Annotated in this window: 13 protein-coding genes; 10 read left to right on the forward strand and 3 right to left on the reverse strand. The window is 65.1% G+C overall.

Annotated features, from left to right (window positions below):
* Window positions 1–179: 179 nt before the first annotated feature.
* Entirely contained in the window at window positions 180–1472 is a 1293-nt protein-coding gene (locus G3N99_RS09860; RefSeq protein ID WP_206122278.1) for an acetyl-CoA hydrolase/transferase family protein, read from the reverse strand.
* On the reverse strand, window positions 1469–2314 hold the full coding sequence (locus G3N99_RS09865) for an enoyl-CoA hydratase/isomerase family protein (protein WP_174983571.1): 846 nt from the start codon (window positions 2312–2314) through the stop codon (window positions 1469–1471). Before G3N99_RS09865 ends, G3N99_RS09860 begins: the two co-directional genes overlap by 4 nt.
* 398 nt (window positions 2315–2712) lie before the next feature.
* Here G3N99_RS09865 and G3N99_RS09870 point away from each other — a divergent pair, with 398 nt between their 5' ends.
* From G3N99_RS09870 to G3N99_RS09880, 3 genes are all read left to right on the forward strand, one after another.
* A complete protein-coding gene (locus G3N99_RS09870; RefSeq protein WP_241011566.1) occupies window positions 2713–3084 on the forward strand; it encodes a hypothetical protein in 372 nt (123 codons plus the stop codon).
* Between the two features lie 443 nt (window positions 3085–3527).
* Window positions 3528–4709: a porin gene (locus tag G3N99_RS09875; RefSeq protein WP_206122280.1), complete on the forward strand. Its 1182-nt coding sequence runs from the start codon at window positions 3528–3530 to the stop codon at window positions 4707–4709.
* 154 nt (window positions 4710–4863) lie between these two features.
* Window positions 4864–5151, forward strand: a complete 288-nt coding sequence (locus tag G3N99_RS09880; protein ID WP_206122292.1) for a hypothetical protein — start codon at window positions 4864–4866, stop codon at window positions 5149–5151.
* On the opposite strand, the gene G3N99_RS09885 is transcribed toward G3N99_RS09880, so the two are convergent.
* Window positions 5138–5782, reverse strand: a complete 645-nt coding sequence (locus G3N99_RS09885) for a carbonic anhydrase (RefSeq protein WP_041492480.1) — start codon at window positions 5780–5782, stop codon at window positions 5138–5140. The genes G3N99_RS09880 and G3N99_RS09885 overlap by 14 nt on opposite strands.
* A 364-nt stretch (window positions 5783–6146) precedes the next feature.
* Here G3N99_RS09885 and G3N99_RS09890 point away from each other — a divergent pair, with 364 nt between their 5' ends.
* From G3N99_RS09890 to G3N99_RS09920, 7 genes are all read left to right on the forward strand, one after another.
* Window positions 6147–6938, forward strand: coding sequence for an MHYT domain-containing protein (locus G3N99_RS09890; RefSeq protein ID WP_174933230.1), 792 nt, complete (start codon window positions 6147–6149; stop codon window positions 6936–6938).
* Between the two features lie 88 nt (window positions 6939–7026).
* Complete coding sequence (locus tag G3N99_RS09895; protein WP_241011567.1) at window positions 7027–7383, forward strand: alpha/beta hydrolase; 357 nt, start codon at window positions 7027–7029, stop codon at window positions 7381–7383.
* A 380-nt stretch (window positions 7384–7763) separates the two neighbouring features.
* Window positions 7764–8651, forward strand: coding sequence for a CoA ester lyase (locus G3N99_RS09900; protein WP_206122281.1), 888 nt, complete (start codon window positions 7764–7766; stop codon window positions 8649–8651).
* A gap of 33 nt (window positions 8652–8684) precedes the next feature.
* Entirely contained in the window at window positions 8685–9146 is a 462-nt protein-coding gene (locus tag G3N99_RS09905; RefSeq protein ID WP_206122283.1) for a MaoC family dehydratase, read from the forward strand.
* Between the two features lie 25 nt (window positions 9147–9171).
* Window positions 9172–10338 (forward strand): acyl-CoA dehydrogenase family protein, encoded by a 1167-nt coding sequence (locus G3N99_RS09910; RefSeq protein WP_174933236.1) that lies wholly within the window; start codon window positions 9172–9174, stop codon window positions 10336–10338.
* Window positions 10339–10443: 105 nt separating this feature from the next.
* Window positions 10444–11682 (forward strand): CaiB/BaiF CoA-transferase family protein, encoded by a 1239-nt coding sequence (locus G3N99_RS09915; RefSeq protein ID WP_206122285.1) that lies wholly within the window; start codon window positions 10444–10446, stop codon window positions 11680–11682.
* A 2-nt stretch (window positions 11683–11684) separates the two neighbouring features.
* Window positions 11685–12755 (forward strand): CaiB/BaiF CoA-transferase family protein (locus G3N99_RS09920; RefSeq protein WP_206122287.1); only part of this gene is annotated, 1071 nt, incomplete at its 3' end.

Raw genomic sequence — 12755 nt, forward strand, 5'->3', positions numbered from 1 at the left:
CATACCACGCTTCGCCGGCGTCCGATATCGAAGTCCCGATCGTACACCCGCTGCCGGTGCGCATTCATGCAACGGCGGCGCGGCGTCAGCCTGAACCGTGCCGAGCCTTCGTCGCGGGTTTCACCCCTGCATTCGCCGCCAGCTTCCGCACGATTGCGAGGCGGACCTGCGCCGCCCGCTCACCCGCCTGCATGAAGCGAGCGCTCCAGCTGCTCGCGATGATCCGGATGTGCAACAGCAATCATCCTCGGAATGCGCTGCGCGAGCGACAGACCGCGCAAATCGGCGATCCCGTATTCGGTAACGATCACGCATGCATCGCTTCGCGGTATCGTGACGGGCCCCGACACGCGCGGCACGATGCGGCTGTGCCGGCCGGCAGTCGACGGCATCGCGACGACCGGCACACCGCCCCGGCTGGCCTGCGCCGCACGCAGGAAGTCCGCCACGCCGCCCACCGCGCCGACATACGTGCCGCCGATCGCCTCGGCGTTGATCTGCCCCGTCAGGTCGACCTCCACCGCCGAATTGATCGCGACGAAGCGGTCGATCCGGCGCAGCACGTGCGGATTGTGCGTGTACTCGGTGCCGCGCAGTTCGAGCGCGGGGTTGCGGTGCGCGAAGCGCCGCACCCGCTCGGAGCCGATGATCACGCCACCGACGGTAATCCCCGCATCGATCGTCTTGCGTGCATTCGTCACGACACCGGCTTCGCACAACGCCGCGACGCCGTCCCCGATGCTGCCGGTATGCACGCCGAGATCGCGCTTGTCGTGCAAGGCCGCCATCACCGCGTCAGGAATCGAACCGATGCCCGTCTGCAACGTCGCGCCATCTTCGACGAGCGACGCGACGTGCCGTCCGATCGCCAGTTCGACCGGCCCCGGCGCAGTGGCCGCGGCTTCGGGAAACGATGCATCCGATTCAACCAGCAGGTCGATGTCGGCCGCGCCGAGCGTCGGGCTGCCGTAGGTCCACGGCACGTCGGGATGCACTTCCGCGACGATCGCGCGCGCATGCTTCACCGCTTCGACCAGGTATTCGCGCGCCAGCCCGAGGCTGTAGCGGCCCTGTTCGTCCGGCGGCGACACCTGCAGCATCACGACGTCGATCCGCAGCCGGCCGTCGCGGATCAGTTCCGGCAGTTGCGAATAGTGCGCCGGAAGAATGTCGAGCACCCCGGCACGGGCGAGCGCACGATTCGATCCGCTGCCGCAGTAGGCGAGAAAGTCGAACGCATCGGCATGCTCGGGCGCGAGCACGTCGGAGAGACCGATCCCGAGGAAGATCCGGATCCGCTTCAGGCGCTCGCGCTGTGCGACGAGTGCGCGCATCAGCGTCACGGGTTCGGCGTGCGACTGGCCCCACATCACCGTATCGCCGGGACGAATGATCGCGGCAAGATCCACGCTGCCGCCGGACGCGGCGGCAGCGCTCGCGCGGCCCGGAATCTCCTGTGCGAGGTCGTTCATGCAGATCGATCCGGCGACACCGGCGTAGTCACGGGAAACTCGGGCGCGCGCTTCTCGCGGAACGATTTCACGCCTTCGCGCACTTCGGCCCCGCCGAAACCGAACATCTCCAGTGCGAGCGACGCGTCGAACGTCGGCCCGGCCTGGCGCAGCCAGTTGTTCAGCGCGTACTTGGTCCAGCGCGTCGCCGACGGCGCGCCGTTCGCGAGCCGCACGGCGATCGACAGCGCGGTTTCCTGCACCTCCGCGTCGTCCACCGCGACGGAGACGAGGCCGATCTGCTCGGCCTTCTCGCCGTTCACGGGCTCGCACAGCATCAGGTGGTACTTCGCCTTCGCCATCCCGCACAGCAGCGGCCAGATGATCGCCGCATGATCGCCGGCGGCGACGCCGAGCCGCGTGTGGCCGTCAACCAGGCGTGCGGTCCGGCCGGCCACCGAGATGTCCGCGAGGAGCGCCGCCACCAGGCCGGCGCCGACGGCCGAGCCGTGGATCGCCGATACGATCGGCTTCGAGCAGTTGATGATGTTGTAGACGAGGTCCTTCGATTCGCGCCACACGCGCACGCGTGCGTCGAACGAGTCGATCATTTCCTCGACCATGTCGAAGTCGCCGCCGGCGGAAAATGCCTTGCCCGCGCCGCACAGGATCACGGCGGAGACGCTCGGATCCTCGTCGACTTCCCGCCATACGCGCGCGAGTTCGTCATGGCCGCGCGCATCGAGCGCGTTGAGCCGCTCCGGCCGGTTGAGCGTGATGCGCAAGACGCCTTTCGCGGGGCGGTCGAACGCCAGGCTTGAATACGACGCGTAGTCGGACGCGTGCTGACTGCTTTCGGACATGATGCTTCCCTTTCCATGTTGGGCTCGCCGGGCGGCGTGGCGATCGTTCCGGACGCATCGATTGGCCCGCGTCCGGAACCTCCTTGAACGCAGCCGACGACATCGCGAAACCCGATCGGTGTCGCTGTCCATCGTGTGCGCGGCCGCTGAACGCGTCAATCCACGCGCGGGCGTTGTTCCGTACGTCGGAACGGCCACGTGCGGCGCGCGCGTCGGCGCATCACGATCCGGCACGCGCGACGCGTTCCACTGGCTTCACGCGCCTTTCGAAGTACGGAATCGTCGGGCAGGCAGTCTTGACGTCACGACGGTCGAACCGACACTGTGGGTTCTCCCCGAGTGCCCCGGTTTTTTTCGCGTGGCTGACGGTGAGTGGTCGAATGGAAAGGAGACGCAGAATGAAGGTATCGCTCGCGATCGAACGTCTCGCAGACGCGAACGTCAAGGCCGGCGTGGCCGATTGCAGGACGGACACCGCGCAGAAGCGGCGCCCGGAAAACTGCGCATCGAACATGCGGGTTGCACGCGAGGCGGCACGCGACAGCGCCAACGCGGAAGACGCGGCGCTGTGGCGATGGTTTGCCGAGCTGCTGGATGATCGGCGGATCCGCTGGTGCCACAGCGGTCGCGGCTGGCTGATCAGTGTCGATCACCGTCATGTTGCAACCGGCACGCAGTTCGATCAGGCGATGCGCATCGCGAAGGCCAATGTCGAAGCCGACGACATCGGACATGCAGGCGCTGCCCGGAAGCGCAAGCGCATCCAGTAATCGGCCGCGATCTGCCTGCTGAACGGAACACGAATCAGCCTTGCTTCACGCGCGACAGGCCCATGAACAACCATGAAAGGGCCGACCGCGAATGCGCCGATGCGCATGTCTCTGCCAGCCTCCGCGCTGCGCACTTCTCCCATCGCACTGCCCTGATGCGGCTTTACCCTTAAGGGTCTCCACGCTGATTGCGGGGCCCGCGACACCGTCGTTTTCAATGCACGGAATCTCTCGGCCCAAGCGGTTGACCGGCGACATTCGCCCCGAATCTAATCAATCAACGCTGCGATGACATGAGGTTCCGGATTCGGTTGAACTGATCAGGATGAGCGTTTCAACTGGTCGTCGATCCGACGCCATTGATCTGTTGTACTGATCAAATGTCAGACGAAAAATCGCAGCGCCATACAACATGAATTCAGAAGAAACTTTGGAGACGTTCAATGAGAAAGACGATTGCGCTTTGCGCAGCAGCCGGGTTCGTCAGCGGGACAGCGCATGCGCAAAGCACCGTGCAGCTCTACGGCATTCTTGACGAAGGGATCAACTACGTCAGCAATGCGTCGGGCAACCACCAGTACGCGATGGCGAGCGGCGTGCTGAACGGCAGCCGCTGGGGGCTGCGCATCAAGGAGGACCTCGGCGCGGGCTATGGTGTGGTCGCCGTGATGGAAAACGGCTTCGACGTCAATACCGGCAAACTCGGCCAGGGTGGGCTCGGGTTCGGGCGGCAAGTCTATGTCGGCCTGTCCAGCCCTTACGGCACGATGACGCTCGGGCGCCAGTACGATTCCGTCGTCGACTCCCTCGGCCTGTTCGAAGCAGGCGATCAATGGGGCGGCTACCTCGCCGCTCATCCGTCCGACAACGACAACTTCAACAACACGAACCGCGTCAACAACGCGATCAAGTACACCAGCCCCGTCTTTCACGGCTTGACCGCAACCGCCCTCTACTCGCTGGGCGGCGTGCCGGGGCGCACCGGCCGCAACCAGATCTGGTCGGCCGGCGCCAGCTACACGAACGGCCCGCTCGCGCTGGCCGCGGGCTACCTCAATGTGCGGAATCCGAATACGTCGTTCTACGGTTCGGGCGGCACCGTCGCCGCGACCGTCAACGAAGTGCCCGGCTCGAACTTCGGTGCATCGCCGGTGATTTCGGGCTATGCGTCGGCGCATACGCTGCAGGTCATCGGCACGGGCGCCGCGTACACGATCGGTGCATTCACCGTGGGCGCGACCTATTCGAACACGCAGTTCCGCGGCCTCGGCGATACGACGACGGGCCCCGTACCGGCAGGCGGCATCGCCGGCACGGCGAAATTCAACAACGCCGAGCTGAACGTGAAGTATCAGATCACGCCGGCCTTCCTCGTCGGCGCCGCGTATGTCTACACGAAGAACAGCGGGGCCGATGGCCAGAGCGGCGCGCACTACAACCAGGCATCGTTCGGCGCCGACTACTTCCTGTCGAAGCGAACCGACGTGTACTTCGTCGGCACGTATCAGCGCGCCAGCGGGAGGGATTCGACCGGCCATATCGCCGTCGCATCGATCAACCAGTTGACGCCGTCGACGTCCAATCACCAGACGGCGCTGCGCGTCGCCATTCGACACCGGTTCTAATACCGCACGATCAGGTCGATCGAGATGCGGACGCGCCGCAAGGCGCTGCGAACCCGCTGGAGCAACATGATCCGGCTGGTGCGTGGCGGCTTGCGGCGCGATGCGTTGGTGAGGGGCCGACGGGGCGGTGCTTTCGATTGTCCGACTCGGCAGGGTGAATGCGACCGGCTGCGTCCTGCTTGCAGCGCTGCAAGCCGAGGGCGAACTCGACGCCGAGCGGGCGCACCGGGTTCCGCAGCCGCACTCGCTGTGGCTCCAGTCAATTCACACCCGCGGCGACTTCGGCGCAGTCATCCGCTTCGCGGCCGAGCGTCGAAAAGCGGTGAGCTGGCCGTCGGATCAGGACATGGAAGCGGGCGCGATCATCAAAGCGGCTGACGAAGCGCTATACAACGCCAACGCGCCCGGCCGGAACAAGGTCTCGGCGCTCAGTACGACTTGACCGCCACCGTGGCCGGCGACTCGCTCAACGGGACGAAATGGCGCGTCGCCCCGTCGAGTGCGTCGATGCGCCCCATCTCGATGTCGTAGACCCAACCGTGCAGATTCATTCGTCCCTGCTCGAGCGCGAGGGCGACCGACGGATGCGTGCGCAGGTTGGCGAGCTGCGCGATCACGTTCTCGCGCACCAGGCCGTCGAGCTTCGCCCGAGGGGAGTCGAACTGATGCGCGGCATTGATGGCCTTCGCGGCGTCGGAATGGCGCAACCAGTTCGCAACGGCCGGCATATGGTCCAGGCACGTGCACCGTGAGATCGCGCCCATCGCGCCGCAATCCGAGTGCCCGCAAATGACGATATCCCGCACGCCGAGCACGGCGACCGCATACTCGACCGTGGCCGACACGCCCCCCGGTTCCGGTCCGTACGACGGAACGATGTTGCCCGCGTTGCGAATCACGAACAGTTCGCCCGGCTCACGCTGCGTCAGCAGTTCCGGCACCACGCGGCTGTCCGAGCAGGTCACGAACAGCGCCTTGGGATTTTGGGTGGTCGCGAGCTGCTTGAACAGCTCGACACGTTGCGGGTAGACCTCGCGCTGAAAGCGCAGGAAACCGTCGATGATGTCGCGCACGGGATTCTCCTGATACGAATTCGCGGCGGGCGGCAACGCGATCGTACGCTGCCGTCCGCCAAGGCGGGCGCCATTATCGCAGATCGCGGCGTCGCGATCGGGTTGGCGCGGACGTCGGCCAGCCGGACTACCTCCGTGCGCCCTCACGCGTTCACTGTACATCCGACACCGTCCGCTCGCGATCGAAAACACTGCACGGTTCGAGGGCGTGCGCAACGTCGACGCCCCCCCTAAACTGGCCGAGGCGCCCTTGATTCGATTCCGGGTTTCGGTATATTTGCGGGACACACGAGGGGATGGCGCGCTCGCAAAGGAATGGCGCCTTCAAAAACGACCAAAAAGCCTATAACCGAGAATAACGATCATGTCCGGCACCTACGACCCTACGCTCGTCGTACTTTCCTGCCTGCTTTCGATCCTCGCATCGTTTGCGGCACTCAATATCTCCGATCGCCTGAATCTCGTCGGAAATCGTTCGATCTGGCCTTGGATCGCTTTCGGCGGTTGCATCATGGGGCTCGGTATCTGGTCGATGCATTTCGTCGCCATGCTGGCATTTCACCTGCCTGTCGCGGTCGGATACGACATTCCCACCACCATCGCTTCCTTGTTCATTGCAATTGCTGCATCGGCGGTCGGCTTTGTACCACTTTCCCGCTTCAGTCTGCACTGGCCGCTACTCATTGTCAGCGCAATCGTCATGGGACTGGGCGTCGCCGGCATGCACTATCTCGGCATGCAGGCAATGAGCATCTGCTCCGGCATTCGATACCAGCCCTGGCTGGTCGCGCTGTCCGTCATCATCGCGATCCTGGCCAGTGGCGCCGCCTTGTTGCTGGCCTTCGACCTGCGCCGGCCGAGCACATTCGGCAGAACACGCCAGATCGGTTCGGCAATCGTCATGGGCGTTGCCGTGTGCGGGATGCACTATTGCGGTATGGCAGCGGCCCGTTTCGAACAAGGCGCCTACTCGACGGCGACCGTCTCCGATCTCCCCGCACCGTGGCTGGCCGGTATCGTCGTGACTTTCAGCCTGGTGATTTTCGCGGTCACCACCGTGATCATGCTTCTGGATGCCCGGACCAACTCCCAGGCGCGAGTACGCGCTCAGGCGACGTTGAGCGCCCATCTCGATCAACGGAATCCCACTCGCTAACAGGGCATGATCGATTTCATCCGATCACGCGAAACTTGATGTTCCGGCTGCATCCGGCGCGCCGCTCGCCACGCTGCCGCTCGCGCCGATGCGCAAGGAAGACGCGCCGAACAAGGAACTGGAAGAAGCATGGGAGTACTACCATACGCCGCGCTGCGCGCATCCGAACGCACCCGGCTTCATGACCGCCCGCAGCCTCAACCAGATCATCACGTACGACGCGTACTACAAGGCTGAAGCGTTCCTCACGCAACCGCTGCAGATCGTGGCCGGCAGCGTCGCGGGCAGCAAATGGATGAGCGACGACCCGCTCGCCCGCGCGGCCAGCGCCGACAAGCACCTTCATGTGGTCGAAGGCGCGAACCACATGTCGCTGTACGGCGTGCCGCAGTACGTCGACGAAGCCGTTTCCGTGCTCGCGCCGTTCTTCAACGGCAAGCTGTAACGCGTGCCTCCGCACGGCACGGCGCCACCGCGGCCGCATCGTGCAACGTGAACGACGGCCGGCTTGCCTCCCCTGGGCAAGCCGGCCGCATGCATTGGTGCATTGATACCGTGGTGCTTGCGGATCGGCGTCACGACACACACTACGCCGGCATACGGCCGCTGCCGCAATGCGCTCGCCTCCCCTTCGGCCCCAAGCTGCCCACCTGCACGCGGCCGGCCTCCCGCCCCCGGCTCGCGCCACGCGCTGCCTGCCTCTGCACAGCATCTCCGTATAAACCCCAATGACGGTCTCGCGATTTGAGCGCCAAACTAACTACCAGTTGTTAGGTTGATGCCTAACGATGAATCAGGCGACCCCATCAACAGGCCGAAACCATCATGACGACGCAGATGAAACCCATCCGTTCCTTCCTCTTCGTTCCAGGCAACAAGCCGACCTGGATCGAGAAGTCCATTCAATCGCAAGCCGATGCGCTGATCCTCGATCTCGAAGACAGCGTGCCGCCCGCCCAGAAAGTCGAGGCGCGCGAAATCGTCCGGTCGAAGCTCGCGTGGCTGGCCGAGCAGAAGCAGCGCATCTGGGTGCGCATCAACCGCAGCGCGCACCTGTACGACTTCGACGACATCCTCGCGATCGTGAACCCGGTGGTCGAAGGCATCGTGATATCGAAGCCCTGCGGCCCGGAAGACATTCACACGGTGTCGTCGATGCTGGCCGAAGCCGAGTACCGCGCGGGCGTCCCGGTCGGCCATACCAAGGTGATCCCGCTGCTGGAAACCGCGCGTTCGCTGGAACTCGCGTACGACATCGCACAGCACGAGCGCGTGCCGGCGATCGTCGGCGCCACCGCGAAGAATGCCGACGTGGCCCGCGCACTGAAGACCGTGTGGTCGCTCGAAGGCCGCGAAACCCAGTACCTGAAATCGCGCATCGTGATGGCCGCACGCGCCGCCGGCAAGCTGCCGATCGGCGGTGTGTGGCAGCAGGTGCATGACCTCGAAGGGCTCAAGGTGTCGTCCGCGAACGACCGCCAGCTCGGCATGAGCGGCGAGCTGGTGCTGCACCCGTCGAACGTCGAGATCGTCAACCGCACCTACAGCCCGACCGAAGAGGAAGTGGCGTTCTACCAGGGCATGATCGACGCGCTGGACAAGGCCCAGGCCGAAGGGCGCGCATCGTGCATCTACGACGGCGAGCACATCGACATCGCCCACGCGAAGACGGCGCACGAAATCATCGAACTCGCGCAGTCGTTCAATCGCTGATCGCGTAACCGAACACCCAAGGAGACAGAAAAAATGGCAGGCCTTTACTTCGAAGAATTCAAGCCCGGTATGGTGATCGAGCATGCGATCCGCCGCACCGTGACCGAAACCGACAACGTGCTGTTCTCGGCGATGACCTACAACTGCGCGCCGCTGCACATCGACGCCGAATACAGCAAGAACACGATGTACGGCCAGCGCCTCGTGAACAGCATGTTCCTGCTCGCGCTGGTGGCCGGCATCACCGTGTACGAAACCACGCTCGGCACGACGCTCGGCAATCTCGGCTTCGGCGAGATCGCGTTTCCGAAGCCGACGTTTCACGGCGACACGATTCGCGTCGAGACCGAAATCCTGGAAACGCGGGTGTCGAAGAGCCGCAACGATTCGGGCATCGTCACGTTCAAGCACGTGGCGAAAAACCAGCGCGACGAGATCGTGTGCACGGCGGTGCGTACGGGCCTGATGATGCTGCGCCCGGCCGGCAACGCGTGATGGCGCCCCAGCGGGAGAACCGATCATGAACTACCAACTCAGTGCCGACCAGCAGGCGATCATCGACGCTGCGCAGAAGATCTGCGCAAAGTTTCCGCTCGAATACTGGCGCAACAAGGACAAGCACCACGAATTTCCGCACGAGTTCTTCGACGCGGTCGCGAGCGGCGGCTGGCTCGGCATCTGCATGCCGGAGGAATTTGGCGGCGCCAACCTGGGTGTAACCGAAGCCGCCCTCTTTCTGCGTACGGCAGCCGAATGCGGCGGCCAGGCCGCGGCGTCCACCATCCACATGAACATCTTCGGCCTGCAGCCGGTCGTGCATTTCGGCACCGACGCACAGAAGAAGGCGTGGCTGCCGCCGTTCACGCGCGGCGAGCACAAGGCGTGCTTCGCGGTGACCGAGCCGGACACCGGCCTCGACACCACGAAGCTGAAGGTCGTCGCGAAGAAGCAGCCCGACGGCAACTACCTGCTCTCCGGCAAGAAAGTCTTCATCTCGACCGCGCAAGTGGCCGACCACATGCTGATCCTCGCGCGCACCACGCCGATCGAGCAGGTGAAGAAGCACAGCGAAGGGTTGAGCCTGTTCTACACGAAGCTCGACCGCAAATATGTCGACATCCGCGAGATCGACAAGCTCGGCCGTGCCGCAGTCGATACGAACGAACTCTTCATCGACGACCTGCCGGTATCGAAGGACGAGCTGATCGGCGAGGAAGGCAAGGGGCTGAGCTACATCTTCCACGGGATGAACGCCGAACGCGTGTTCGTCGGCGCCGAGCAGATCGGCATGGGCCGCGCCGTACTCAAGCTCGCAACGCAATATGCAAAGGATCGTGTCGTGTTCGGCCGCCCGATCGGCCAGAACCAGGGCGTCCAGCATCCGCTGGCCCGCAACTGGGCCGAGCTGGAAGCGGCCAATCACATGATGCTGGCCGCCGCCGAACTCTACGACAAAGGGCTGTCCTGCGGCTCCGAGGCGAACGCCGCAAAGCTGCTGGCATCCGAGGCCTGCATGAACGCGTGCCAGACCGCGATCCTCACGCACGGCGGCTTCGGCTACGCGAAGGAGTACCACGTCGAGCGGTTCATGCGGGAAGCGTGGATCGGCTACATTGCCCCTGTCACCCCGCAACTCATTCTGTCGAATATCGCTGAACGCAAGCTCGGATTGCCGAAGTCCTACTAGGCGCGGCCATCCGCCGGCGGTTCCCGCACCGGGCATCGCCGGATCGCGGGCGGTGCCGGCCATGCAGGCCAGGCACCGCCCGCACACAAGATTCAGGAGACAAGCATGTCAGCTGCAAGACCTCTGGACGGCATTCGCGTCCTCGATTTGACCGTGGCGTTGGCCGGCCCCTACGGATCGCTGTTGCTGGGTGGAATGGGCGCCGAAGTCATCCGTGTCGAGTCCCCCGGCGGCGGCGATATTGCGCGCAACAATCCCCCGTACGTCGGCAAGGACGGCGTCCACTTCGGCGTGAAGGGCGACGACGAAGTGTCGCTGACCATCCTCAACCGTGCACGCAACAAGAAGAGCATCACGCTCGACCTGAAATCCGAGCAGGGCCGCGCGCTGTTCATGGAGCTGGTCAAGGAATCCGACGTCGTCATCGAGAACGCGAGCGAAGGCGTCACGACACGACTCGGCGTGGACTACGAAAGCGTGCGCCAGGTCAATCCGAAGATCGTCTATGCGTCGATCAAGGCGTTCGGCGAACCGAGCCCGTACCAGAACCTGAAAGGCATGGACATCATCGTGCAGGCGCTGTCCGGCATCATGGACGTGACCGGCTTCGCCGACGGCCCGCCGACGCGCTCGGGCCTGCCGATCGCCGACCTGATCGCGCCGCTGTATGCGGTCAACGGCATCCTCGCCGCATTGATTCACCGCGGCCGGACGGGCGTCGGCCAGTGCGTGCAGGTATCGATGCTCGACTGCCTCGCGTCGCTCGTGGCCGAGGAGCATTTCGACGTGTTCCTGAAGCACGGATATGCGAAACGCTCGGGCAACTTCCAGGATCGGCTGGTGCCGTTCGGCGTGTACGGCACGCGCGACGGCTACGTGGCGATGGTGGCCTTCCAGCCCGACTGGTTCCAGAACCTGATGGAAGCCGTGGGCCGGCCCGAGATCCCCGCCGATCCGCGCTACGCGACACGCGGCCCGCGCATGAAGCATGCGGCCGAGATCAACGCGATCATCGAGGAGTGGACGCGCCGCCACAGCACGGACGAAGTGATCGCCGAGCTGCAGGTCAAGCGAGGCGTGCCGGCCGCCCCGGTGCGCTCGCCGCTCGACGTGCTCCAGGATCCGGTGCTGCAGGAACGCGGCGCCGTGGTGCGGCTCGAGCACCCGGGCCTCGACGGCGTCAACGCGATGGGCATGGGCCTGCCGATCAAGCTGTCGGGGACACCCGTGCAGTTCGACCAGCCCGCGCAGGCACTCGGCGCCGCCAACGACGAGATCTACCGGGAGCTGCTCAAGCTGCCGGAAGCGCGCCTGCAACAACTGCGCGACGCGGGAGTGATCTGATCATGCCCGCAGCCCCCTCCCGTTCCGGCCCGTTGGCCGGCATCAAGATCGTCGAGATCGCGGGCATCGGCCCCGGGCCGCTGGCCGCGATGTTCCTCGCCGACCTGGGCGCCACCGTCATCCGTATCGATCGCAAGGAGCCGTCCGGCCTCGGCGCGCCGCGCCCCGTGCAGTTCGATCTCGGGCTGCGCAACCGCAAGTCGATTCGCGTCGACCTGAAGGATCCCGCCGCCGTCGACCTGGTGCTCGACCTGATCGCCAGCGCCGACGCGCTGATCGAAGGGTTTCGCCCCGGCGTGATGGAACGCCTCGGCCTCGGGCCCGAACCGTGCCTCGCGCGCAACCCGCGCCTCGTCTACGGCCGCGTGACCGGCTGGGGGCAGGACGGCCCGCTGTCGCAGGTGGCCGGGCACGACCTGAACTACATCTCGATCACCGGCGCGCTGCATGCGATGGGTCGCGCCGGGCAGGCGCCGACGCCGCCGCTCAACGTGCTCGGCGACTATGCAGGCGGCTCGCTGTATCTCGCGTTCGGGCTGCTCGCGGGCATCCTCGAAGCGCGTGGCTCGGGCAAAGGCCAGGTGGTCGATGCCGCGATGGTGGACGGTGTCGCGTCGATCATGACGGTGACGATGGGCCTGCATGCGGCCGGCATGCTCGACAACGCACGCGGCACCAACCTGCTCGACACGGGCGCACCGTTCTACGAGGTCTACGCCTGCGCGGACGGCAAGTACGTGAGCGTCGGCCCCATCGAAGGCAAGTTCTACCGGCTGCTGCTCGAACAACTCGATCTGCAGGACCACCCGCTGCTGCAGGCACAGATGGATCGCGCGCAGTGGCCGCAAGCCAAGCAGGTGTTCGCCGAGAAATTCGGCGAGCGCACGCGCGACGAATGGGTGCAACGGCTCGGCCACCTCGACGTGTGTGTCGCACCGGTACTCGACTTCGACGAAGCGCCGAGCCATCCGCACGCTCAGGCACGCGGCATGTTCGTCGATCTGGACGGCGTGACGCACCCGGCGCCAGGCCCGCGCTTTTCGCGCACGCCGGCCGTACGGCCCGCATCCGCC

This window comes from Burkholderia sp. Ac-20392 (assembly GCF_017104585.1).
Classification (GTDB): Bacteria; Pseudomonadota; Gammaproteobacteria; order Burkholderiales; family Burkholderiaceae; genus Burkholderia; species Burkholderia lata.

Coding starts and splice junctions, on each gene's coding strand:
- G3N99_RS09910 (WP_174933236.1), top strand. CDS start 9,172: ATGAACTACCAACTCAGTGCCGACCAGCAGGCGATCATCGACGCTGCG.
- G3N99_RS09895 (WP_241011567.1), top strand. CDS start 7,027: ATGCGCAAGGAAGACGCGCCGAACAAGGAACTGGAAGAAGCATGGGAG.
- G3N99_RS09890 (WP_174933230.1), top strand. CDS start 6,147: ATGTCCGGCACCTACGACCCTACGCTCGTCGTACTTTCCTGCCTGCTT.
- G3N99_RS09900 (WP_206122281.1), top strand. CDS start 7,764: ATGACGACGCAGATGAAACCCATCCGTTCCTTCCTCTTCGTTCCAGGC.
- G3N99_RS09860 (WP_206122278.1), bottom strand. CDS start 1,472: ATGAACGACCTCGCACAGGAGATTCCGGGCCGCGCGAGCGCTGCCGCC.
- G3N99_RS09870 (WP_241011566.1), top strand. CDS start 2,713: ATGAAGGTATCGCTCGCGATCGAACGTCTCGCAGACGCGAACGTCAAG.
- G3N99_RS09905 (WP_206122283.1), top strand. CDS start 8,685: ATGGCAGGCCTTTACTTCGAAGAATTCAAGCCCGGTATGGTGATCGAG.
- G3N99_RS09865 (WP_174983571.1), bottom strand. CDS start 2,314: ATGTCCGAAAGCAGTCAGCACGCGTCCGACTACGCGTCGTATTCAAGC.
- G3N99_RS09915 (WP_206122285.1), top strand. CDS start 10,444: ATGTCAGCTGCAAGACCTCTGGACGGCATTCGCGTCCTCGATTTGACC.
- G3N99_RS09875 (WP_206122280.1), top strand. CDS start 3,528: ATGAGAAAGACGATTGCGCTTTGCGCAGCAGCCGGGTTCGTCAGCGGG.